The following is a 24,483-nucleotide window of genomic DNA, read 5'->3' on the forward strand; positions in this document are numbered from 1 at the left end:
TTTTTATTTAAAAATCAATAAGTTAGATTTAAAAGGAAAAATATTAACTTAAATACAAAGAAAATTTCAGCTCTGAACAGGATAAAATGTAAAGTATTTTTATTCTAATCTACTTGAAAAGGGATAAGAAGTTTTTGGCATTTTAAAGAAGCACTTAATGTAAGCCTTTTGCAATTTTATCTGGAGAAGATAGAAAGTAAAATTCTGACATTGCTAGATTTTAATATGTAATAAGGTTTTTAAACATGAGGGAATGACAGGAAATACACTTCCATTAAAGATAATGAGAATTATAAGGTAAAATTTTCAATTTCTTTTTGCTAAATGTTTGGCTAATTTGCAGAAGAGTATTCTCAATTTAAAACTTAGAATTTTTTAGTAAATTTTTATGATGATGTTACCTCTGTAGAAAGAGTTTTAAAATCACGTTTTATAAAAATTCTCAAAGGATAATTTTTGGATTATTTTCAATAAAGCTTCAGTAAACTGAAGCTTTATTGATTTCTTTTTTTAATTTGCACGTTCATCTATAGGAACATAGTCACGCATAGCATAGCCTGTGTAGAGTTGTCGAGGACGACCAATTTTTTGTGCAGGGTCTTCAATCATTTCTTTCCATTGTGCCACCCACCCGACACTGCGCGCCAATGCAAAAAGAACAGTAAACATTTCAGTTGGAAAACCTAGAGCTTTTAATGTAATGCCGGAATAGAAATCAACATTGGGATAAAGCTTTTTCTCAATAAAATATTCATCACTTAAGGCAATTTTTTCAAGTTCTATTGCAATATCAAGAAGCGGGTCATCTTGAATGTTGAGTTCTTTTAAAACTTCATGACAGGTTTTTTGCATGATTTTTGCACGTGGGTCATAATTTTTATAGACACGGTGCCCAAAGCCCATAAGGCGGAAAGGATCATTTTTATCTTTTGCACGTGCAATAAATTCAGGAATTCTTTCAATAGAACCTATTTCTTGTAGCATTTTTAAACATGCTTCATTGGCACCACCATGTGCTGGTCCCCAAAGGCATGCAACACCTGCTGCAATACAGGCAAACGGATTAGCACCCGAGGATCCAGCAAGACGTACCGTAGATGTAGAAGCATTTTGTTCATGATCTGCATGAAGGATAAAGATTTGATCCATCGCCCGAGCAAGCACAGGGTTTGTTTTATATTCTTCACAAGGAACAGCAAAGCACATACGGAGGAAATTTGCAGCATAACTAAGATCATTACGTGGATAAACAAATGCTTGTCCGATACTGTATTTATAGGCCATAGCAGCAAGCGTTGGAACTTTTGAGATAAGACGAACAGAAGCAATCATTCTCTGGTGAGGATCTGTAATATCAATAGAGTCGTGATAGAACGCAGACATAGCGCCAAGGCAGGCAACCATGACGGCCATAGGATGAGAATCACGGCGGAAGCCATGGAAGAAGCGTGCAAACTGTTCGTGTACCATGGTATGCTGCATAATACATCGATCAAATTCATTTTTTTCTTGCTGTGTTGGGAGTTCACCATAAAGTAAAAGATAACAACTTTCGAGAAAGTCTCCTTTTTCAGCTAATTGATCAATAGGATAACCACGATAAAGCAATATGCCTTTATCACCGTCGATATAAGTAATTTTTGATTCACAAGAAGCTGTTGAAGTAAAACCAGGATCATAAGTAAAAATATCGGCTTTTTTGTAGAGAGAAGCAATTTCAATGACTTCAGGTCCACTCGTGCCTTTACGCAAGGGAAGCTCTACTTTTTTATCATTCACAATAATATATGCGTTATTCTCAGACATTCGGTATTCCTTTCAGATCCTTCACTGCTAAAAATTAAGACTCTGCTTCATCAGAGTGGGGGATGTATAACTGAAGCTTTTCTTACTTATATTTAATGGTAGATTGCCTCTAAAAGTGAGTACATGCAATCTAAAAATATTTCCTTATTGATCATTATTACTCAATAAAAAATGTATTTCAATGATATAACATAAAAAACTCTTCTAGGGCGCGTTGAGATATCTGTATAGATCCCTATTTGAGGAAATATACTCAGTACACATTATGAGCATATTGTTGTGATAAGTTGGTCCTTGATGCGATGAAGGGATTCATCGCGTCCTAATAAAATAAGAACATCCAAAACACCTGGTGATGTTGCAGATCCTGTAAGAGCTGCGCGAAGTGGTTGGGCAATAGATCCAAATTTGAGATTCTGTGTTTGTACACAAGAGCGAAGTGTTTCATCTAGGTTTTTTGTATCCCAAGAGGGGCAAGCTTTCAGGGCAAGATAAAGATCATTTAAAATGGTTCGTCCATTTTTATCTAAGAGCATTTGTGCTTTTTCATCAAGTTGTAAAGGTCGTTGCGTAAAAATGAAGGAGGCATTGTCAATCAGTTCGCACAGTGTTTTTGAACGTTCTTTCAAATGTGGGATTGCTTTTAAAAATTGAATACGGCGTTTTTCATCAAGTCTTTCAATAATTTGTGCTCCCCTATCGGTTTCTGGTAGAATATTAAGAGCGGCATCAAAAAGTTCTTGATCATTACTCATGCGCATATAATGTCCGTTGATGGAATCGAGCTTTTTGAGATCAAAACGAGCAGCACCTTTGTTAATATCCTCAATGTCAAACCAAGAAATCATATCTTTAAGCGACATCAGTTCGTCATCACCATGACTCCAACCTAAACGGACAAGGTAATTGCGCAAAGCAGCAGGAAGATATCCCATTGTTCGGTAGGCATCAACACCGAGTGCACCATGCCGCTTTGATAATTTTGCACCGTTTTCACCATGGATAAGAGGAATGTGTGCCATAACAGGAATATCCCATCCCATTGCCTTAAAGATGATCATTTGTCGGGCAGCATTGGTAAGATGATCATCCCCACGTATAATATGTGTGATGCCCATATCATGATCATCAACGACAACAGCATGCATATAAGTAGGCGAACCATCAGAACGCAAAATAATAAAGTCATCGAGATCTTTATTAGGAAAACGAACATCACCTTGAACACGATCATGTACAATCGTTTCTCCTTCTTCAGGGGCTTTGATGCGAATAACAGGCTTAACACCTTTAGGAGCTTCAGAACGATCACGGTCCCGCCAACGTCCATCATAACGTGGTGGGCGCCCTTCTGCACGGGCTTTTTCACGCATTTCAGCTAACTCCTCAGGTGAAGCATAACAATAATATGCTTTGCCGTCTTTGACCAACTGTTCGGCGATTTGTCGGTGACGTTCAGCACGTTCAAATTGCGAAATAGGGGTGCCATCATAACTAAGCCCCATCCAGTGTAAGCCATCTATAATAGCTTTTACAGCTGCTTCTGTTGAGCGCTCTCGGTCTGTATCTTCAATTCGTAAAAGCATTTTTCCACCGGTATGTTTTGCATAAAGCCAATTAAAAAGAGCAGTACGAGCGCCACCAATATGAAGGAAGCCAGTGGGTGAAGGGGCAAAACGAGTAATAACAGACACGAAATATTTTCCTTTAAACTGAGATATTACTTATAGAACTTTATAGAAAAATCATGTTAGCATAGGTGATGGGGTGTGCAATAGCCATATTGCGAGTTAAAGTGGGGGGCGGATGTTTTATCAAAGTAAAGTTAAAGAGGGTTTATCCGAAAAATCTGTTACAGAAAGAAAAAAGCCATGTCAAATAGGGCAGAGTATTTTTTCTAGATATGATGATGCAAAGAACGGCAGTTATAACCAACAAAAACTTTTTTTATTGACACTCTCAAAAGAAGTAATCATTCGTTTTCGCAAATGGCTAGAAGATTGTATCAATAAAGAAGTTTCTTTTGGTATCCTTTTTTCGCTGATTTTAATCTTTTTTGCTCTAGGAATCATTTTTTATTTTCATTTAGAGTGGGAGCCAAGTTGGGGACAATTGGGGGCGTTGGTCAGTATTTTTCTGGGAATATTCTATGTTGCACGTTTTTATCGAAAAATATGGATTCCCGTGGGATTTTTGTTTTGTATTATATTGGGTGTTTTGGCGGCAAAAATAGAAACGTGGCGTATTGCAACACCCATGTTAAGCAGTGACATCGTCACCACATTGACGGGAAGAATTGTTTCTATTGAGTTAGGCACCAAAGGGGGATTTCGTTTAGTTTTGGATGTTTTGAGTACAGAAAAGCCCATATTATGCCATAGTCTTCATCGTATTCGTTTATCGGCAAGATATTTGCCATCTGGCTTAGCAATTGGTGATGGACTATATGGGAAAGTTAAGATTCGTGCATTTTCTGGGCCAGTGCGTCCAGGAGGCTACGACTTTAGTTTTCATAATTACTTTAAAAGAATTGGGGCACAAGGCGTTTATTTAGGAAAACCAAGAAAAATATCGGTTTCGCAGCCTGATGGAATATTCGCTATCATTCTACAGAAAATTGAAAATTTACGCACGAAGATGACACAAAGAATCCGTATAGCCCTTGAAGGAGAAAAGGGGAGTGTTGCTGCTGCTCTTATAACAGGGCAGCGTGCTGGCATTTCAAATGAGACAAATGAAGCATTACGTACGGCTGGATTAGCCCATATTTTATCAATATCCGGTTTACATATGGCGTTGTTAAGCGGCATAGTTCTTTTGAGTATCCGTAGTTTTTTAGCATTTTTTCCAGTTTTTTCTTCCTATTATTCCAGTAAAAAATTTGCTGCTATCGTTGCGTTTATGATAACAGCTTTTTATTTGTTATTGTCGGGCTTAGCAATATCAGCGCAAAGAAGTTTTGTGATGATTGCTGTTATGTTGGTTGCTATATTGTGTAATCGCTCTGCTATAACAATGCGTAATTTTTCTATTGCAGGGTTGATAACTCTGGCGATGACACCCCATGAAATATTAGGTCCTAGCTTTCAAATGTCCTTTTCTGCGACTGCTGCTTTGATCGCTTTTTTTGATTGGTGGAGTGGAAGATCATTTTTTCGTAAAAGAAAAACAACACCCTCTTATGTTGGAGGAGGAGTGATAAATTTTGCTTTCTTATCGATGCTTTCAACATGTGCTTCTTCCCTTGTTGCAGGGAGTGCAAGTGGAATTTATGCTGCGTATCATTTTTCTAATACGGCATCTTTGAGCATTATCAGTAATGCTTTTGCTTTGCCTGTCATTTCAATTTTCGTCATTCCTTTTGGATTAATTGCAGTCCTCGCAATGTTAGGAGGATTCGAATGGCTCCCCCTTCAAATTATGGGGTTTGGTGTTGATCTTGTGATAAAGATTGCGCATGTTATCAAGGCTATTTCTCCTGGTTTGAATCCTGGTTTTATGCCGTTATCTGCGTTGGTTTTATTGAGTATAGGCTTGGTTGGACTGACTTTTTGCAAAACACTCATCCGGCTCTTTTTTAGTTTGTTTATTTTGGCTGGTATTTCTATTTGCGTAATGCATTCACCTGTACAACTGATTATAGCAGATAATATGCGTCTCGTGGGCGTTATCCATGATAAAAAATTATATATTGATCGTTACCATATTTCTAAGTTCACGACATCCATATGGAAAAAGTCATTTCGTGTGAATGAAACGATTAAACCAACAAAATATGGTCCTTCGTTGCACGGACAATTTATTTGTGATTATCATGTATGTACGTCATTATTAGAGAATGGATTAAAAGTGGTTGTTTTACAGAGAGAAATAGATCAATGTGTAGAGGCAGATATTCTCATTCATACATTTGTAATGCGTAATCCAACATGTTATAAGAAGGCAAAAATAATATTTACGCCTCAACAATTGTTATCACGAGGAAGCGTTATGATGACCAAAGGTGGAGATATTATTTGGTCTTCGCTAGGGTTTCATAGACCATGGAATATGCACAGACAGCATTCATAAAAAATATAATCTATCATATTTTGCTTCACATTTGGATAATGACAAAACAAAAAATAATAGAAGACTCTTCTGATAAAATTTTGCGGTATTTAAATTAGTAAGTTTATCAAAGTTATTGAAACGAGATAATAATCTACAGTTTTCTAGAAATAGATGATTTTTATATCTGATCATTTTAAATTTTTCAAAAAATTGATATGTGCATCCTATTGATAGCACAAGATAAATCAAAAATTCTTATTGAATGAGAAAAATGCTAATAAATTTTCTCAAAGAAATAAAAAAGATAATTGTTGATTATTCTATTTTATTCTTATCATATATTTCTATAACGAGTAACATCTCTTCAAGCAAAAGATGATGGTAAATTTAAATAGATTGCGTCAAGAGGTTATCTTTTATTATCATTATTATCGGTGGTAATAGGGGTGATAAATGCTGCTTATACGGATAAAAGGCAAAGTCATTCATGGATGTTCAGCAGTTAAAAAAAATGGCAGCTATTAAAGCGCTTGAATTTATTGAAGATGATATGCGGCTTGGTATTGGATCTGGTTCGACAGTCAATGAATTTATTCGTCTTCTTGGTGGGCGTGTTGCGGATGGTTTGCGAGTGACTGGTGTTGCTACTTCACGATATTCTGAACAACTCTGTCGTAAGTTTGGAGTGCCTGTTAGCACTTTAGAACAAATACCTGAACTGGATCTTGATATTGACGGAGCAGATGAAATTGGTCCTGAGATGATGCTCATTAAAGGTGGAGGGGGAGCATTGTTGTATGAAAAAATTGTAGCATCGGCATCTCGTGCAATGCTTGTCATTGCTGATGAAACAAAGGTGGTAAAACGACTTGGTGCTTTTGCACTACCAATTGAAGTTAATCCATTTGGTATCCATACAACATGCAGAGCCATCGAAAAAGTCGCTGAGGATTTAGGGCTTTCTGGAGAAATTGCATTGCGAATGAATGGAAAAAATCCTTTTGAAACAGATGGTGGCCATTTTATTCTTGATGCATTTTGGGGCTGCATTTTGCAACCAAAACCATTATCGGATGCACTTCTTGCCATTCCTGGTGTTGTTGAGCATGGACTTTTTTTGGGATTGGCTTCACGTGCAATTGTAGCTATGGCTGATGGTCAAACAAAAATTTTAGAATCTTTTGATTTTTAGAGAAGACAGTTTCATGACGATATGTTAGCACAATACAATAAATCAAAGAGTATTGAAATTTTGAATAAATAACGCATTTGAATTATAATTAATTATCGGGGTAATCATTAAATGAAAACAATATTTTCTTTTCAGCGTTTTGTCGTATATTTAGGTGTAGTTGCCGTTTTCGTTGTGAATATTGGAATGGCTTATGCACAAGGTGTGAGCGATCAGCATTTAGCTTCAGCTAGAAAGGCTATAAGTGCCATTCACGCAACGGATCAGTTTGATAGTTTTTTACCAAATGCGGTAGATGATCTTAAAACTGCACTGATGAGGGCTGATCCAAATTTGGCAGAGACTATTTCTGATATTGTTGATAAGCAGGCGCTTGCTTTAATTAAAAGGCGCTCTGATCTAGAAAAAGAGATTGCTCATGTATATGCAAAATATTTTACTCAAAAAGAGCTTGATGCAATAACGGCATTCTACAATTCTGATACCGGTAAAAAGTTTTTGACAGAGGTCCCCAATATCGCACGTGATTCTTATTCAGCATTTGATGCATGGCGTTCTGCGCTTATGCGGGATCTTGTAGAAAATGTGAAAAAAGAAATGTCTGAAACAGTTAATTTGAATAATTCTACTATGCCTACAAATATGCCTATAAAATCAGAATCTTCAGAAAATAAAAAATAGCTTGATTGATATCATGACAACCAATGGGCAATTTCTGATTTTTTAAATAGCGGCGGTTTTTCCGCCGTTTTTAATATTTTAATGAGAGTAGGTCTTTTTAGAATACGGCTTTATAAAAAAATGCTTCTTCAAAAGAAAAAAAGACTTTCATTTGATAATAAATGATCTTAGCCTATTCTTGCAGATACATAAGAAGGAATAATTCGTGGGCTCTTTTGACTTTGATTTATTTGTTATTGGAAGTGGTTCTGGTGGAGTACGTGCAGCACGGCTTGCTGGAGGACTTGGTAAGCGTGTTGCTATAGCAGAGGAATATCGTATAGGGGGTACTTGTGTTATTCGTGGTTGTGTTCCCAAAAAACTTTATGTTTATGCATCACAATATGTAAAAGAATTTAAGAAAAGTGTTGGTTTTGGGTGGAAATGTGCGGATCCAATTTTTAGCTGGGAAAAGTTGGTTGCAGCTAAAAATAAAGAAATATCAAGGTTAGAAGGGCTGTATCGTAAGGGATTAGAAAATAACAATGTGCATATTTATGAAAGTCGTGCTACTTTTATAGATGATCACACATTAGAGCTTTCTGCCACGGGTGAGCGGGTAAGTGCGGAAAAGATTTTGATTGCAACAGGGGCAAAATTTGCACCAAATACTCCCATAGAAGGCGGTGGATTTTGCCTCACTTCTAATGAGATTTTTGACCTTGATCAACTCCCAAAATCGATAGTCATTGTTGGTGGAGGGTATATTGGTGTTGAATTTGCTAATATTTTTCATGAATTGGGGGTAAAAACAACGCTGCTCCATCGTGGTGATTTAATCCTTCGTGGTTTTGATCATGATTTGCGGCAATTGCTTAGCGATGCAATGATTGAAAAAGGGATTTCTATTTTCTATGGCGTAACAATTTCTAAAGTGCAGGCTGCAGAAAATTGTTATGAAGTTGTTTTATCAAATAGGCAAACGATCGGTGCCGATCAGATTATGTTGGCTACGGGGCGTGTACCAAATACAACAGGTTTAAGACTTGAGCGAGCAGGTGTTCAAGTGGATGAATTTGGTGCAGTTGTTGTTGATGAAAGAATGACAACGAATGTACCCCATATTTGGGCTGTTGGTGATGTAACAGGTCATATTCAATTAACACCTGTTGCGATTCATGATGCAATGTGTTTCGTGAAGACTGCGTTTGAGAATATTCCCACGACACCTGATTATGATTTAATTACGACGGCAGTTTTTTCTCAGCCAGAGATTGGAACAGTTGGTCTTTCAGAAGAAGATGCGGTACGTCGTTATAAGCGTCTTGAAATTTATCGTACAGTTTTTCGTCCTATGCGTAATGTTTTTTCTGATAGTTCAGAGAAAATGCTTATGAAACTCATTGTTGATGGTGAAAGCCGTATTGTTGTGGGCGCTCATATTTTAGGGGAAAACGCTGGTGAGATGGCACAGCTTATTGGGATAGCTCTCAAAGGAAAGCTGACGAAGGATATCTTTGATGAAACGATGGCAGTGCATCCAACGATGGCAGAAGAATTGGTAACGATGTATAAACCAAGTTATATATATGAAAATGGGAAGAAAATAGAAAGTTAAACAGCATATATTGCGGTAAAAAGCTTTTGATATGCCAATCTGTAAGATTAATCTTTAGAGAGAGTGTAATGATAAAAGAATGGGCACCTGACTCTTGGAGAACAAGGCCAATTAAACAAGTTCCGACTTATCCGGATAAGTCTATGTTAGAAGATGTTGAACGAAAACTGAGAAGTTATCCTCCTTTAGTTTTTGCCGGTGAAGCACGTGATTTAAAAAATGAATTAGCAGCTGTTGCAAAAGGACAAGCTTTTTTATTGCAAGGTGGTGATTGTGCCGAAAGCTTTGCAGAACATGAAGCTGATAATATCCGTGATTTTTTTCGTGTATTTTTGCAAATGGCAATTGTTTTAACCTTTGGTAGTTCTAAACCGGTTGTTAAAATTGGTCGTATTGCTGGTCAATTTGCAAAGCCCCGCTCTTCTGATATCGAAAGCAAAGAGGGAGTTGAATTTCCTGCTTATCGGGGGGATATTATTAATGGCATTGAGTTTGAAGCCGATTCTCGTATTCCAGATCCGCAACGGATGTCTATGGCTTACCGCCAATCTGCGGCAACACTTAATCTATTGCGTGCTTTTTCACAAGGTGGCTATGCTAATTTAGAAAATGTACACACATGGATGTTGAGTTTTGTTTCTAACAGTCCGCAGGGGGAACGTTATGAATTATTGGCAGAGCGTATTTCTGAAGCAATTGATTTTATGCGTTCTATAGGGATTACATCCAAAACACATTCTTCATTGCGTGAAACATCTTTTTATACCAGTCATGAAGCACTTTTGCTTGGTTATGAAGAGGCTTTGACTCGGATTGATTCAACTTCAGGAAATTGGTATGCAACATCCGGTCATATGTTATGGATTGGTGACCGTACACGTCAGATTGACCATGCTCACGTTGAATATTGTCGCGGCGTTAAAAATCCTATAGGATTAAAATGTGGTCCTTCCATTGAGTCTGATGAGCTTTTAAAATTAATTGATATTTTAAATCCAGAAAACGAGCTGGGGCGGCTTACTCTCATTACGCGTTTTGGGTATGATAAAGTTGAAAGTTATCTGCCTAAACTCATCCGTGCCGTTGAACGTGAGAAGCGTGCGGTTATATGGTCATGTGATCCAATGCATGGCAATACGATTACTGCCAATGGTTATAAGACGCGTCCCTTTGATTATGTTTTAAAAGAAGTAGAGAATTTTTTTGCAGTACATCGTGGAGAGGGAACTTATCCAGGAGGTATCCATATTGAGATGACAGGTCGTGATGTTACTGAATGTACAGGAGGGGCGCATGCTATTTCTGTAGACGATTTATCTGATCGTTATCATACGCAATGTGATCCACGGTTAAATGCAGATCAAGCGTTAGAATTGGCTTTTCTTGTTGCTGAACTCCTTAAAAAAAATCGTGTGACTGATTCGTTAGGAGTTGCTGCTGGTGGGTAGGAAAATTTTTCCTAATATACTTTTAGGTCATTATGGCAGAAGAGAATTTTTAAAAAGTGATATTTCCTGATGATGAAGAGTAAAGTTGTGGTTGCTAAACTGATGAAATGATACAAAGGCTTATGAAAAATGATTTTCGGGTATCAATTGCCCAATTAAATCCTATTGTTGGTGATATTGAGGGGAATTTTTCTTTAGCTGTCATGGCACATCAAAAGGCCAAAGAAGAGGGGGCTGATCTTGTTTTATTCACGGAACTTTTTATAAGCGCTTATCCGCCGGAAGATCTTGTTCTAAAACCTGCTTTTACAAAAACATGTGAAGAGACTGTTAAGAAATTAGCAAAGATAACCGTAGGCGGACCAGGAATTGTCATTGGTCTTCCATTAAGACGCAATGGCAATATTTACAACGGTGTCATGCTTCTTGATGAAGGGCGAGTCATTGCCGAAAGTTTGAAGTTTGATTTACCTAATTATGCTGAATTTGATGAAAAGCGTTTATTTTCTTCAGGCCCACGACCTGAGCCTCTTATCTATCGTGGGGTAGGACTAGGAATAGTGATTTGTGAAGATATTTGGAATGATTCTTCACTTTGTGCGGAGCTTGGTAATAAAGGAGCGGAAATTATTCTTGTCCTTAACGGATCTCCCTACTATCGTAATAAAACCTTAAAACGTATAGATGTTGTTCATACGCAAGCTCTACGATCTAGGGTACCAATTATTTATGCTAATCAAGTTGGAGGTCAAGATGAGCTCGTTTTTGATGGTGGGTCTTTTGCCTTGAATGGAGAAGGAAAAAAGATATTTCAAATGAAGCACTTTGATAGCCATATTGCTTTAAGCCATTGGCAAAAAATAACGACGGGATGGCACTGTATTTCAGGTCCTAATGAAAGTCTTCTCAATGGATTAGCGGCCGATTATCAAGCTTGTGTTTTAGGTTTGAGAGATTACGTTAATAAAAATCGCTTTAAGGATGTTATTCTTGGTCTTTCAGGAGGAATTGATTCAGCCCTGTGTGCGGCAATGGCGGTGGATGCTCTTGGCTCTGAGAGAGTTCGCACCATTATGATGCCTTATCACTATACTTCACAAGAATCGTTAAAAGATGCTAAAGAATGTGCACAACTTCTAGGATGTCATTATGAAATAATACCGATTGAGCAACCTGTTGAAGCTTTTTTAAAGACAATGGCGCCAGTTTTTCTAGGGTTACCCCCTGATATAACAGAAGAAAATCTTCAAAGTCGTATACGCGGTACACTTTTAATGGCTCTTTCAAATAAATTCGGTTCATTGGTGGTAACGACAGGCAATAAGTCGGAAATGGCTGTGGGATATGCGACACTGTATGGTGATATGAATGGCGGGTTTAATCCTCTTAAAGATATTTATAAAATGCAGGTTTATGCATTAGCTGAGTGGCGCAATAAAAATCACTTGCACAATTTGAGAGGACCAGAAGGGATTGTCATTCCATCCAATATTATAGAAAAAGCGCCTTCTGCAGAGCTGCGGGAAAATCAAAAAGATGAAGATTCTCTACCGCCTTATCCTATTCTAGATGATATCTTGCAATCTCTTGTAGAAAATGACATGAGTATTTGTGATATTATTAAACGTGGGTATTCACGGGAAACTGTTGAGAAAGTTGAACAGCTTCTTTATGGTGCCGAATATAAAAGACGACAATCTGCACTCGGTGTAAAAATCAGTTACAAGAGTTTCGGACGCGATCGTCGCTATCCCATAGTTAATCATTTTCGCGATAAAAATTGAGTATTATTTTATGGTTAAAGTTCGTTTTGCTCCCTCTCCAACAGGTTATATTCATATTGGCAATATCCGTATTGCGCTTTTCAATTGGCTTTATGCGCAAGCGCATAATGGAGCATTTATCTTGCGCTATGATGATACAGATGTTGAACGTTCTAAACAAGAATATATCGATGCTATTGCTGTTGACCTTGAATGGCTTGGTATTCAACCAGATGCAATTTATTACCAATCTAAGCGATTTAATCGATATGATGAAGTTGCGGAAATTCTCAAACAACGCGGGCTTCTTTATCCCTGTTATGAGACTGCAGAAGAATTAGAACGGCGTCGTAAAATCCAGCTTTCACGCAAATTGCCTCCTATTTATGACCGTGCAGCATTAAAATTGACAGCAGAAGAGAAAAAAAACTTTGAATCACAAGGTCGTAAACCCCATTGGCGTTTTCTTCTCCCTAATTTTGAAAATGATCCTCTACAAACAAAGCGAACAGCAGTTTGTTGGAATGATGCAGTAAAGGGAAAGCAGACGATTGATTTGGCTTCTCTTTCAGATCCTGTTCTCATTCGTGAAGATGGAAGCTATCTTTATACATTGCCGTCTGTTGTTGATGATGTAGATATGGCTATTACGCATATTATTCGTGGGGATGATCATATTACAAATACAGGCGCTCAAATTGCTCTTTTTAAAGCTCTTAATGCAGAATTACCGGTTTTTGGTCATATCAATTTATTGGCGACAGTTTTAGGAAAAGGACTTTCAAAACGTAACAATGATCTTTCTATTCGTTCTCTACGGGAAGAAGGATTTGAATCTATAGCTGTTCAATGCCTTGCCGTTTTGATTGGGACATCGCAAAATGTGCATCCCTATCCCAATCAAGCAGCGCTTTTAGAGCATTTTAATCTCCAAGATACGTCAAGATCCGTTGCAAAATTTGATATTGCTGATCTTCTTGCTTTGAATAGTCATCTTGTCCATGAGTTAAACTATGAGGAAGTAAAAATGCGCCTTAAAAAACTTTCTATTGAGGGAGATAAGGCGGAATATTTCTGGAACGCGATAAGAAGTAATATTAATAAAGTCAATGATGCTGTTTTGTGGTGGAAAATAATTCATGATGAACAGAATTTTGATACAGTGGCACTAGAGGATCGTGCTTTTGTGCGCCAATCACTCGATTTCTTACCTGAAGGTGCTTTGAATGAGGAAAGTTGGAAAATTTGGACAACAGAATTAAAAGAAAAAACAGGACGTAGTGGGAAAGCTTTGTTTATGCCATTACGTCAGGCACTTACTGGGATGGATCATGGACCTGAAATGGGAAAAATTTTGCCGCTCTTGGGACGTGAAAAGGTAGCAGAAAGACTCTCTAGGAAATAAGAGCGGCTTTTTTAAAAGCATTTCGTTCATTTTACTCTTAAAGAGAGTAAAGAACGGGTTTATTTACACGTTTTTATAAGCATGAAAGCAGGAATATCATCACCAAATCCAAGGGGCGTGTAATTCTTATTTTTTCGTGGGCGTTGTTGCTCAGATGGCTTCTCTTTATTATTTGCATTTTTGATATATTCTGTTTTATTCTCTTCTACAGATTTTTTAGTGTGAGCAACAGGCTCTTTTTGAGCAGTTTTCTTTGATGATTTTGAAGATTTTTTCTTTACAACAATATCTTCTGTTTGATCATCGGCTATTAAAGTTGAGAGATCTCCATTGAGCCATTCAATTTTTTCATTACTCATTTCCTCAATGGCATTGATATATTTTTGATCAGCTTTTGTGACAATTGTAAAAGCTTTTCCGCTACGATTTGCACGCCCTGTACGACCAATTCGATGGATATAGTCTTCAGCATGTGTAGGAACATCATAGTTAAATACATGACTTACAGCTGGGATATCAAGTCCACGGGCGGCAACATCAGATGCAACAAGAAGTGTGAGTTTATTGTCTTTAAAATCGGCCAATGTGCTCATGCGCGAGTATTGGTCCATATCTCCATGAAGTGCACCTACACTAAAATTATGCCTGACGAGAGATCTAAAAAGTTCAGAGATATCTCTTTTTCGATTACAGAAAATAATAGCGTTTTGAAGCTCAGCACCTTCATTATGAATAAGTTCTCGCAAAACAGCTCTTTTATCCCATGACTTACTTCCAGATTTGACGAGCCGTTGTGTAATTGTGGTTGCGGTTGAGGATGCTTTTGTAACTTCAACAGATACAGGAGAATGTAAAAATTGTTTCGTTAGTTTTGTAATTTCTGGCGCCATTGTTGCAGAAAAGAACAAAGTTTGACGCGTAAAAGGAGTTAGCTTACAGATGCGTTCAATATCAGGAATAAAGCCCATATCCAACATGCGATCCGCTTCATCAATAACAAGGATTTCAACGCCCATCAGGAGCAGTTTACCGCGCTCGCAATGATCAAGAAGGCGCCCTGGTGTTGCGATAAGAACATCAGCTCCCCGTTCAAGTTTGCGATCTTGGAGTTCAAAAGAAACTCCACCAATCAAAAGAGCAACATTTAAACGATGATTTATTCCGTATTTATCGAAATTTTCTTCAACTTGAGCTGCAATTTCCCGTGTTGGTTCTAAGATGAGCGTACGGGGCATTCGTGCTCTTGCACGACCTTTTTCAAGGAGAGTGAGCATAGGCAATACGAAAGAAGCGGTTTTACCTGTTCCCGTTTGGGCGATTCCTAAAACGTCTTTTCTTTGAAGGACATGCGGAATTGTTTCACTTTGAATAGGTGTTGGAGTTGTATATCCCGCTGATTTCACCGCATTAATAACCTTTGCGGAAAGACCTAAATCATCAAAACTGTTTAAAGATGGTATCATTTTTTTATCAATTGCTCTGTGATTTTAACTGCGCTATCTAAATGATGATTATAACCAATATTCTACACTCTTAAAAAGTGTTAAGATGTTTTCACAAAAAAACTAACTATAACAATCATATACATATAAAACGCATAATACAATCATTAATAGCGAAATTGTTCTGATAAAATGCGCTCATCCCATGAATGATTTGAGTCAAAAAGGATTGAAGCTGTTACTTCTGTTGCCATTGAAATAGTAACTGAATGAACAGATTTAACTTCAATATTATCTGCAGCAGCGTTGACAGGGCGTTTGTCAGGTTCAAGCATATCAAAGCGCACTATTACTGTATTGGGAAGCAAAGCTCCATGCCAACGCCGAGGGCGAAAAGGACTAACGGGAGTGAGTGCCATAAGGGGGGCCATAAGAGGTAAGATAGGTCCTTGTGCTGATAAATTATAGGCGGTCGATCCAGCTGGTGTAGCGACGAGAACACCATCACAACTTAATTGTTCCATGCGTACGTTGTTATCAATGGTGATGCGAATTTTTGCGGCTTGATAAGATTGCCGAAAGAGGGATACTTCATTAATTGCAAGCGCCTCGATAGAATCTTGACATTCAGATTTTGCAATCATGCGCAGGGGATGAATTTCTTTTTTATGTGCGACAGCAATACGATTGGGCAATTTTTTTTCATGAAATTCATTCATAAGAAATCCTACAGAACCTTGATTCATACCATAAATAGGTTTGCCTGTGTTCATGACGTCTCGTACGGTTTGTAACATTGTCCCATCACCACCGATTGCAACAACAATATCAGTTTCTTCCAGAGAAGAATGACCATAAACGGAAATTAATTTATGGGTAGCTTTGATAGCGTCCTCAGTTTCTGCGGAAATAAAATGAAAGCGACTTGGTAATGTAGTCATTAAAAAATTATCCTGATATTTATAATGTATGTTGTAACTTATTTTTGAGAGTTTTGAAGTTGTAACAAAAGCTCTTTTTATAATAAAAAGAGCATTGAATAAAGAGAAGTTATTTCAAGGTAAAGTATCATTGAAAAGTAAGAGGAGTGCGTTGTTAGATAAGTTACAAACAAGTAATTTTTTATTAAAATGATAATTTAGCATTGAAGCTAAGAGTATGATTGGTTAAAAGACCATAACTGATTTTAATAATCAGTTTGAAGCACCCGTAGCTCAGCTGGATAGAGCGCTGCCCTCCGAAGGCAGAGGTCACAGATTCGAATTCTGTCGGGTGCACCAAATTCTTCAACTTCATATCATCCTAAATAACAATATTACCTAAAAAGAAGCCAATTTCCTCTTTTATGAAAATGGTCATTTGATTTGTTTATTAAGTTTTATAGCGAATAAGCAAATGATTTTAAGAGAAGTAAAATTTACGGCTGCGTATATAATTTTTCGATTAGTCATTTTGAATATCGAGATAAAAAAGCAAGATTATCTAAATATGCTTTCAATTTAACTATAAACATATATAACATAAAAATACATTTAATTCAATATGTTATTGTATAATTGATCTGGCGATATTGATAGTAGATAGCTAAATATATTGTTTTGAGCATTAAAATAGATAGCTAAATTTGCTTTTATTCTATTTGGGAGCTAAAGGCTGTTATGGTGAAATGGAACGCGGATGAGGAATATCACCAGTTAAAGGAATAATAATAGGGATAAAAATAATCGTCAAGATTTGAATTATTTCAAAACGCTGTATTCGGTATGGTTATTATGGTTTTGAGAATGGGTATCGGGAAATTTCTCTATACACCAATATTGCCAGTTATATTGGATAAGGGATTGTTTACCTTTAATCAACTTTCTTATATAGCTAGCGCTAATTATGGTGGGGGAGTATGTTCTTTACGTTTGGCAAAATTGGGAATATATCTCTTGCTCCTCACATGCTATCTTGTGCAGCTATAGTAATGATTGCACTATTCATAGCAATGCCGAAGTTTATGATCATGCTGTTGTTAGTATGCCAAGGTTTATGGCAATGCCAAGATCTCTGGTTATTTCGTGATTAGAGGTAATGTATATGGCAATGCAAGAATAAAAAGACATAGCGATTTATATTCGGTTCCCATAAATTGTGAGGTTTATGAAAGCGATAACGTTATCAAGATTGATAAAAAGAATAAATGACATGCGTGGAGAGCGCCTTTTTGATGGTTATAAACGCATCATAAAAGAGAGAATTTAAAAAGGAAAGCCGTGCCAAGTGATATGACGCGGCTTTTAAATAGAGGTGCTACAGATCATACAAAAGAAATCAATAATGGATGCATATATACAAAACGTATCATATTGCAAGCGCTCTATTTTATTGATTAAAACTTATCAAAAGGAACATAAATGACAGGTATGATTTTTAATCACTCATTTGAATTACAGAACCTATAAACACTTTGTTTATGGTTATAAAACGTATTAAGAATAACGCCTTCATTTTTGAGGGGGCATTTGAAACAAAGCACATTATCAAAATGCCTCTTTTAAAACGTTTTTTGCTTGTTTGCTTGCGTTATATCATTAAAAGACTTTTGATTTCATAAGACATAACATTATCAATTTTATTATCTGTTGTGATGATACTATCTATATAATGCCAGCTTGTCATTTACTAACTTTTTTAGTAAGCCCCGCTTTAAAATCGACTTGTCTTTAAATCCTTTTATGTGTTCTTAATGAATTAAAATCTATCTTATGATAGCTTCAAATGATTATTTCTTTTAAGGTTTCGCTCAAAAAAAAGTAAAACCCATACTATTCTTTAAGCGTATGCAATTTATGTTATCGATAATTCCAAACGATTACGTTTTTAACAATGCGATTTGTGTGTGATAAAAACGTATCATAAAATTTATGAACTGTTATGAATGATAGCTGCTTTTTACTTCATTTGAATGTTTACATGCCTTATAACACTTGCATCATAATTTGCTTTTTATAGTCTATTCATACATGGCAATTGTTTATAAAAAATGGTCAATTGAATCACGTATAAAGTGTGAATTCTAAATGGAATTCATATAAAATAATTTCACACAAACTATTGACTTTGTTGTTTTTTTAATGATAAGATTTCATCTCGTTTAGACGTTGCAAAAGAAATCACCAAAGACCTTATTGATAAGATTCTTCTCTTATACGGCGTTATCAATTTTATTTGCAGAAAGCTGTTTTGCTTTTGACTTTTGATATGGATACAACCTTTTTTCAGGTAGAGCAAAGAATTTTTTAGCCATGGAGAGTGCAACAGCGCTCTTCAAAAATCTTGATTGGTCTGTTGAGAAAATTAAAGAGGTAGATAATTATTCAGCACGTTATCAACTACTAGATCGTGAAGTACAAGTTCTTTATAATGACGCAATTATCAAAGGTTATCCGCAATTTGATGTTGGATTTTCGATTAGTACTGGTATTTTAGCTGCTGCCTGCATGGTAATTGACCCCTATCAATTCTCAGCACTTACAAGATTTAAAATTTGACTTTGATAAAAAGTGGTTGAGAGTTTGTGAAGAAGAAATATATGCGGATTGGTTGAAATTAGAGCTTGATTATGTCTTGAAATGGGTGATGGAAAAAATTGATCTTCATAAATGCTTTTATTCCAGATATGGAGCACTACCTTGGCAAAAGAGTGAAGTTGAGGCACATAAGGTTATCAAGATAGATGATGCAGATTATAGCTACTGCATATTAGTGCACTGGCTTTATTGGGTGATGTTGCAACCTTACAATCTTATTATCAAAGTTTCAGTGCAGGGGATCATTTAGGCTTTGATGAAAATACCCAAAAGATTCATCTTGAACGTGCATTGGCTTTAGCCAAAGAAGTGGTGAAATCTAAGAAACTCAGCTACACTTTAATTGCAAAAGTAGCAAAAAATATGAGCCATGTGGAAGAAAAACAAAGTTCTTAATAAGAGCTTTCCAGAGAGGTGGAGCTTCATTCTTGGAAGGAAAAAAATAGCTAAATTTATCGAAACAAAAGATAAGAAATATCAAGAAGATCTCAAAAAATTATAGGAACCAGAATCTAGTTTAACGCTGCCATTATCAGTTGAGTGAACCCAACAATGGCGGAGTTCTATCCATTAGCGGAAATCTGATGTTTGAAAGATGATTTCTTGATGTGAAGCTAATATTATAATAAATAATTATTATAAATCAATATGTTGTATATATTCATAATTTTTGAGATTAATGACCATTGACAAATAATTTTTCATCATTTTTTCTCTTACAGCTTTTTGTAAATCATCAATGGAAATTTTTATAATGGAAAGTTTATTGATAACATAACTTTGGTATGTTCATTACTTTACGCTTAAAAAATATAGAAATAGTGAAATGCAATTAAGTCATCAACTTCTTATTCTTTTCAATTTTTAATCATAAAAAAATCTTTTTATTCATCTTGCTTATAAAAAGAATTAGCTTTTTTCTGGTAAGACAATTGGAGAAATAAGGATTTTAGATATGTTTCGGCGTTCCATTTCAATCACTTTAAAGTGTAAACCATCAGTTTCAAAACTTTCTCCCTCATTTGGTAAATGACCAAACTGCCAAAGCATAAAGCCTGCCAGAGTCGTATAACGATCTGCTTCATCCACAAGGTTACGCCCAAGATAACCACTTAAACGGCGGATATCAGCATATCCCTCAACAAGAAGACTGCCATTTTCAAGTCGTTCTGCGATCATGAGAGCTTCATCGTCATCAGGAAAGTCTCCTGCAATAGCTTCAAGAATATCAGTTGGTGTTGCAATTCCTTCAAAAGATCCATGCTCATCAACAATAATTGCAAGCTGAATCGAAGAATGACGTAATTGCTCCATCAATCGTAAAACACTTGTATTTTCATGAACAACGAGGGGTTCTCGCATAGCTTTTTTCCAATTAATCTTTTTCCCCTCAGCCAAATTCAAAAGAAGATCTTTTGTCAATGCAACGCCAACAAATTCATCTACTTTTTCACGCGCAAGAATTAAGCGGCTATGTTTAACCTTTTGTAATTCTTCACGCATTTCATTTTCATCAGCATTTAAATCTAACCACTCAATCTCATTACGTGGCGACATGATAGAGCGAACAGGGCGATCAGCTAAATCGAGAACACCACGAATCATCTCCTTTTCTTCTGGTCTAAACAACTCAGAAGCTGCGGCCTGTTCCGCAATAACATCTACAGTCTCAGCAAGGTGACTATCTTTACTTCCTCCTCCTAAGAGCCTCAAAACAGCATCAGCTGTTCTACTGCGTAGATCATTCGTTTTAATCATTTTTTCACGGTTACGACGTCCAATTTGATTAAAAGCTTCGATGAGAACAGAAAAACCAATAGCAGCATACAAATACCCTTTTGGAATATGAAAACCAAATCCTTCAACAATGAGAGTAAAACCAATCATCATCAAAAAACCAAGACAGAGGATTACAATAGTGGGATGACGATTAATAAAACGCATAAGAACACCAGATCCGCACATCATTACTCCCATAGCAGATATGACTGCGATATACATAACTGTTGCCTGCTCTTTTGCAATCATACCTGTTGCGGTAATAATACTGTCTAGTGAAAAAACGGCATCCAGCACCACGATTTGAACAATTACTTGCCAAAAAACAGCATAAGCAACGCCTGTTTTTCTTTCATGTGATACCCCTTCTAACCTTTCATGTAATTCTAACGTTCCCTTTGCTAGCAAAAAGGCTCCACCACCGATTAAAATAAAGCTATGCCAACTAAATACAAAAGATGAAAGTGAAAGAATTACCCTATCGAGTCTCATAACCCATCCAATAACTGTAAGAAGGAAAAGCCGCATAATTAATGCTAAAGTAAGACCTAGAAAGCGTGCGCGGTCACGCAAATGCAGTGGCAATTTTTCAGCTAAAATTGCAATAAAGATAAGGTTATCTATTCCTAAAACAATTTCGAGAAAAACCAGCGTGATCAAACCAAACCACGCATGGGGATCAGTGATCCATTCCATCATTCCTTACCTTTTAGAAGCTTAAAAGCGCGCGATTGACAAAAAAAATTCATAGGCTTTTATTCGTATATTGGATCATGAACATTGAATGTAAAAAAACTTATATTCAACGAAAAAAACAGCAAAATATTGCTTGAATGCATGTGATTATTGATAAAACAAAATGATGCCCCATCCCGCTTACAACCACAAGAAGGTTCCTCTAAATTTTGCTCGGGCATTATACTCGATAATCCTCCAACTATAGGTTCTGTATAACAATCAGAACATTTATTTAGAAAGTTCCTTATAATGGGTTTATTTTTATATAAGATCAAGTGGTGAATATCATATTTTTAATCTTACAGACAATGAGTCTATATAACAAACAACAAAATATCTGGACATCCATCCTTAGGAGCGTTATAGAAATGCTCATTCTCATCTTTTGAGAAGCTTATGGGTGATTAGCTCAGTCGGTAGAGCAGCTGACTCTTAATCAGCGGGTCGTGGGTTCGATCCCCTCATCACCCACCATTCGATTTTATACCGTAAACAACTTATTGATTGCGTAAATTTTTTTAAGGTACGAGTTGCTAAATAAAATTGGGGAGTAGGATTTCCCCATATGCATTTGTTTAAAAGTGAAGATTGTCGATATAGCTTAGTCATCGGGTGTTGTACTTTTAGGGGCTTAAAGAACTTCAAAGGACATTTAAAGATCTTTTAATGCGTATTGTTTTTTTTAATCGCAATTGGTAAGGAGAAGTTTCTTACCGACAATTGTGCTATTTAAAGGGGTATAAAAATCAACAGTTTTCACTTCTTTTAATATAAATTGACTAAATTTTTTTGGATTTTTAGCATATTGTTTAAAGATAGAAGAAACTTTACACTTTAGTTGTGTCAGCAGCGTGGATATTTTTTGATAACTCTCCCACTTAAACAAAAGATCTCTGTAATAATCATCAGTATTCCAAGAGGGTGAATCAAGATAAAACAAAGTAGTTAGCTGGACATAACAGGAATAAAATTAGATCAGTTTAATGGTTTAAAGCTAATACCTGCTAAACGACAGAAAATAAGCTTTAATAGGGCTTTAAGTTTTAGAATATTAAACCGTGCGGTTACGTTATACTGTCTTTCCGTTAGCTTAACCGTTAAAAATATAAACATTAAGAAAGCTGCTCAGAATCAATTATAATATATTGATTTATAATAATTAATTATTCTTTGTTTGAGAAAACTTTACTGCCATAAACTTCTTTTGTTTTAATCTCTCTTATAATGAATTAATTAAACTCATTTATTTGTGCATTATAAATGGGATTAACGTGTGGATAAAGACTATTAAAGAAAAGCATAAAAATGATTCTTATTAAAGTTCTTAAGCGTTAAAAGTTATCACAACATTGGAAAAATAGTATAATGGTGCAGGCTTGCTCTTTTATTAAGTATAAAGATGATGGTGCAACAATGGCTTTACTATTATCCATTTACGGGTGTTATTGTGTAATGGGGAAGAGCACTGAGAGAGGTTTCTTAAAAAAGGTATGTAAATTGGCAACACGATGGTGTTTTTTCTTTGAGAGGCTTGATTCTATTAAAGAACGTGACAAACAAAAGCGTGACACAATATGTATACACATTATTCCTATATTTTTGAGAGATGAAAATTTTGTAAAGTTTTTCCTTGTATTTTTATATGATCGTTTAGGAAAAATTCTTTTATTAAAAGGGTTCTTTAAGTATTCTTGATTTATATAATTTTTCTTTTTTAAATAATAAAATGAAGTTATTTTCAGATAGAGGTTTTTAAATTTGAGTATTTGTTTTTTGCAATGATGTGCTTTATCCAACATAAAAATCGATTACATAATAAAATAGTACTTTTAATATTCAAGTTTATGGGAGTTTTTTTGAAGGAAAATAGATAAATATTTCTATATTTTTCGTAAAGTAAGATTCTTATAAAAGGGGACCTTCAAGTTTCAATGTAAAAAAGATAAATAAAAATAATGATTGTATTAATTTACATATACAATCGATTAGCATGGATGATAATCTCTTATAGGCACACAAAAAAGAAGTAGTTGATAGCCTTTTATTTATTCAGGAGGTGTTTTGGGGGCTCTTTTCCAGTATTGATGCGCTTCAAAAATGGCGACCACAAATAATGAAATGATAAGCGGTATAATCAAATAAAACATTCTAAAGACAATAAGTGCTGCAATAACATCGGTTGGATTTATATTGGGCATGCCTGTTATGAAGAGAGCTTCAAGAACTCCTACTCCTCCTGCTGGAGCATTGGAGAGAAGAGTTATCGTAAAAGATGCTAGGAAAACACCAAGAACAGAGATAAAATGAATATCTGCGTTGTGTGGGAGAACAGCATATATAATTCCGGCTGCTCCTAAAAGCTCTAAAGGGCTAATGAGAAGCTGTTGAATAACAATTTTCAGCCGTGGATAGGAAAGTTGAATTTTCTTACCCAAGCGTAAGGGTTTTAACTGAAGCCAGCTGCCAAACGTATAAAGTGCTATACAGCTGAGTAAAATTGCTCCAACCGTTGTTCCTAGCCATTCAGGAAGTTCTTTATGAATGAGGGTGATAATTTCGGGTTGTAGCACCAAAACGATTCCCAAAAGTAAGACTGTGCCGATTACAAAAGTAAAAGAGCAAAAACCTACTAATATTGCGATTTCTGTTCCGTTTAATCCTTTCATTTTATAGGCACGATAGCGCACAACGGCACCAGAAAAAACTGAAGCACCGATATTGTGTGAAAGAGCGTAGGTTGTAAATGAACATATAGCGATAAAAACCCAAGAAATTTTATGGCCTAGATGTTGCAAGGCAATTCGATCATATCCAGCAAGAGCAGCATAAGCTAGGAGAGAACATAAGCAGGCTAATAACCAGTGCTGTGCATTTAAATCGCTCAAGCGCTCCAATACATCCCCAAATGAAATGGCAGAGAGTTTCATATAAAGAATCCGAATAGATATCAGCATTGCTAAGATACCAATCAATGGCCATATAAACTGCTTTATTTTCACGATTC

16 protein-coding genes and 2 tRNA genes are annotated in these 24,483 nt (G+C 36.1%); 12 read left to right on the forward strand and 6 right to left on the reverse strand.

All coding sequences use genetic code 11. The annotated features are described in order from the left end of the window. Positions 1-510 precede the first annotated feature (510 nt). Both gltA and gltX (ACFIKQ_RS07415) read right to left on the reverse strand, forming a co-directional pair. Complete coding sequence (gene gltA, locus ACFIKQ_RS07410; protein ID WP_012755058.1) at positions 511-1,806, reverse strand: citrate synthase; 1,296 nt, start codon at positions 1,804-1,806, stop codon at positions 511-513. A gap of 263 nt (positions 1,807-2,069) precedes the next feature. Further along, complete coding sequence (gene gltX, locus ACFIKQ_RS07415) at positions 2,070-3,500, reverse strand: glutamate--tRNA ligase (RefSeq protein WP_375656203.1); 1,431 nt, start codon at positions 3,498-3,500, stop codon at positions 2,070-2,072. A 112-nt stretch (positions 3,501-3,612) separates the two neighbouring features. Here gltX (ACFIKQ_RS07415) and ACFIKQ_RS07420 point away from each other — a divergent pair, with 112 nt between their 5' ends. From ACFIKQ_RS07420 to gltX (ACFIKQ_RS07450), 7 genes are all read left to right on the forward strand, one after another. Continuing rightward, a complete protein-coding gene (locus ACFIKQ_RS07420) occupies positions 3,613-5,877 on the forward strand; it encodes a ComEC/Rec2 family competence protein (RefSeq protein ID WP_375647401.1) in 2,265 nt (754 codons plus the stop codon). 469 nt (positions 5,878-6,346) lie between these two features. After that, positions 6,347-7,051, forward strand: coding sequence for a ribose-5-phosphate isomerase RpiA (gene rpiA / locus ACFIKQ_RS07425; RefSeq protein ID WP_375636290.1), 705 nt, complete (start codon positions 6,347-6,349; stop codon positions 7,049-7,051). A 111-nt stretch (positions 7,052-7,162) separates the two neighbouring features. Further along, positions 7,163-7,732 (forward strand): DUF2059 domain-containing protein, encoded by a 570-nt coding sequence (locus tag ACFIKQ_RS07430; protein WP_375636292.1) that lies wholly within the window; start codon positions 7,163-7,165, stop codon positions 7,730-7,732. Between the two features lie 205 nt (positions 7,733-7,937). Then, complete coding sequence (gene gor / locus ACFIKQ_RS07435; protein WP_375656204.1) at positions 7,938-9,329, forward strand: glutathione-disulfide reductase; 1,392 nt, start codon at positions 7,938-7,940, stop codon at positions 9,327-9,329. 68 nt (positions 9,330-9,397) lie between these two features. Beyond that, positions 9,398-10,777 (forward strand): class II 3-deoxy-7-phosphoheptulonate synthase, encoded by a 1,380-nt coding sequence (locus ACFIKQ_RS07440; protein WP_375636296.1) that lies wholly within the window; start codon positions 9,398-9,400, stop codon positions 10,775-10,777. 122 nt (positions 10,778-10,899) lie between these two features. After that, positions 10,900-12,561, forward strand: a complete 1,662-nt coding sequence (locus ACFIKQ_RS07445) for an NAD+ synthase (RefSeq protein ID WP_375636298.1) — start codon at positions 10,900-10,902, stop codon at positions 12,559-12,561. 10 nt (positions 12,562-12,571) lie between these two features. Then, entirely contained in the window at positions 12,572-13,945 is a 1,374-nt protein-coding gene (gltX, locus tag ACFIKQ_RS07450) for a glutamate--tRNA ligase (protein ID WP_375636300.1), read from the forward strand. 59 nt (positions 13,946-14,004) lie between these two features. Here gltX (ACFIKQ_RS07450) and ACFIKQ_RS07455 read toward each other — a convergent pair whose 3' ends face one another. Together ACFIKQ_RS07455 and ACFIKQ_RS07460 are read right to left on the reverse strand one after the other, a co-directional pair. Then, positions 14,005-15,408 carry a DEAD/DEAH box helicase gene (locus ACFIKQ_RS07455; protein ID WP_375636301.1) on the reverse strand — a complete coding sequence of 468 codons (1,404 nt, stop codon included), beginning with the start codon at positions 15,406-15,408 and terminating at the stop codon, positions 14,005-14,007. 146 nt (positions 15,409-15,554) lie between these two features. After that, entirely contained in the window at positions 15,555-16,328 is a 774-nt protein-coding gene (locus tag ACFIKQ_RS07460) for an NAD kinase (protein WP_012755068.1), read from the reverse strand. A 262-nt stretch (positions 16,329-16,590) separates the two neighbouring features. On the opposite strand from ACFIKQ_RS07460, the gene ACFIKQ_RS07465 reads away from it, so the two are divergent. The 4 genes from ACFIKQ_RS07465 to ACFIKQ_RS07480 all read left to right on the forward strand — a co-directional run bounded on the left by ACFIKQ_RS07465 (position 16,591) and on the right by ACFIKQ_RS07480 (position 19,358). Further along, positions 16,591-16,667, forward strand: a tRNA-Arg gene (locus ACFIKQ_RS07465). Between the two features lie 504 nt (positions 16,668-17,171). Then, positions 17,172-17,354, forward strand: a complete 183-nt coding sequence (locus ACFIKQ_RS07470) for a YbfB/YjiJ family MFS transporter (RefSeq protein ID WP_375636341.1) — start codon at positions 17,172-17,174, stop codon at positions 17,352-17,354. 1,323 nt (positions 17,355-18,677) lie between these two features. Beyond that, complete coding sequence (locus tag ACFIKQ_RS07475) at positions 18,678-18,923, forward strand: hypothetical protein (RefSeq protein ID WP_375647407.1); 246 nt, start codon at positions 18,678-18,680, stop codon at positions 18,921-18,923. A 210-nt stretch (positions 18,924-19,133) separates the two neighbouring features. Continuing rightward, complete coding sequence (locus ACFIKQ_RS07480) at positions 19,134-19,358, forward strand: DUF6990 domain-containing protein (protein WP_375647419.1); 225 nt, start codon at positions 19,134-19,136, stop codon at positions 19,356-19,358. Positions 19,359-19,871: 513 nt separating this feature from the next. Here the strand turns inward: ACFIKQ_RS07480 and ACFIKQ_RS07485 are convergent. Further along, positions 19,872-21,440 carry a TerC family protein gene (locus tag ACFIKQ_RS07485; RefSeq protein WP_375647408.1) on the reverse strand — a complete coding sequence of 523 codons (1,569 nt, stop codon included), beginning with the start codon at positions 21,438-21,440 and terminating at the stop codon, positions 19,872-19,874. A 437-nt stretch (positions 21,441-21,877) separates the two neighbouring features. Between ACFIKQ_RS07485 and ACFIKQ_RS07490 the strand changes: the two genes are divergently transcribed. After that, positions 21,878-21,953, forward strand: a tRNA-Lys gene (locus ACFIKQ_RS07490). Between the two features lie 1,571 nt (positions 21,954-23,524). Here ACFIKQ_RS07490 and ACFIKQ_RS07495 read toward each other — a convergent pair. Further along, complete coding sequence (locus ACFIKQ_RS07495) at positions 23,525-24,478, reverse strand: YbhN family protein (protein WP_375636305.1); 954 nt, start codon at positions 24,476-24,478, stop codon at positions 23,525-23,527. Positions 24,479-24,483: the final 5 nt, after the last annotated feature.

The organism is Bartonella sp. MR63HLJHH (genome assembly GCF_042194155.1).
GTDB classification, from domain to species: domain Bacteria; phylum Pseudomonadota; class Alphaproteobacteria; order Rhizobiales; family Rhizobiaceae; genus Bartonella; species Bartonella grahamii.

What these genes read in the sequence shown, in the direction of transcription:
- gltX (WP_375636300.1), top strand. Translation starts at nt 12,572, where the DNA reads ATGGTTAAAGTTCGTTTTGCTCCCTCTCCAACAGGTTATATTCATATT.
- rpiA (WP_375636290.1), top strand. Translation starts at nt 6,347, where the DNA reads ATGGATGTTCAGCAGTTAAAAAAAATGGCAGCTATTAAAGCGCTTGAA.
- gltA (WP_012755058.1), bottom strand. Translation starts at nt 1,806, where the DNA reads ATGTCTGAGAATAACGCATATATTATTGTGAATGATAAAAAAGTAGAG.
- ACFIKQ_RS07430 (WP_375636292.1), top strand. Translation starts at nt 7,163, where the DNA reads ATGAAAACAATATTTTCTTTTCAGCGTTTTGTCGTATATTTAGGTGTA.
- ACFIKQ_RS07440 (WP_375636296.1), top strand. Translation starts at nt 9,398, where the DNA reads ATGATAAAAGAATGGGCACCTGACTCTTGGAGAACAAGGCCAATTAAA.
- ACFIKQ_RS07460 (WP_012755068.1), bottom strand. Translation starts at nt 16,328, where the DNA reads ATGACTACATTACCAAGTCGCTTTCATTTTATTTCCGCAGAAACTGAG.
- ACFIKQ_RS07475 (WP_375647407.1), top strand. Translation starts at nt 18,678, where the DNA reads ATGGAGAGTGCAACAGCGCTCTTCAAAAATCTTGATTGGTCTGTTGAG.
- ACFIKQ_RS07455 (WP_375636301.1), bottom strand. Translation starts at nt 15,408, where the DNA reads ATGATACCATCTTTAAACAGTTTTGATGATTTAGGTCTTTCCGCAAAG.
- ACFIKQ_RS07470 (WP_375636341.1), top strand. Translation starts at nt 17,172, where the DNA reads ATGGGTATCGGGAAATTTCTCTATACACCAATATTGCCAGTTATATTG.
- ACFIKQ_RS07445 (WP_375636298.1), top strand. Translation starts at nt 10,900, where the DNA reads ATGAAAAATGATTTTCGGGTATCAATTGCCCAATTAAATCCTATTGTT.
- ACFIKQ_RS07420 (WP_375647401.1), top strand. Translation starts at nt 3,613, where the DNA reads ATGTTTTATCAAAGTAAAGTTAAAGAGGGTTTATCCGAAAAATCTGTT.
- ACFIKQ_RS07485 (WP_375647408.1), bottom strand. Translation starts at nt 21,440, where the DNA reads ATGATGGAATGGATCACTGATCCCCATGCGTGGTTTGGTTTGATCACG.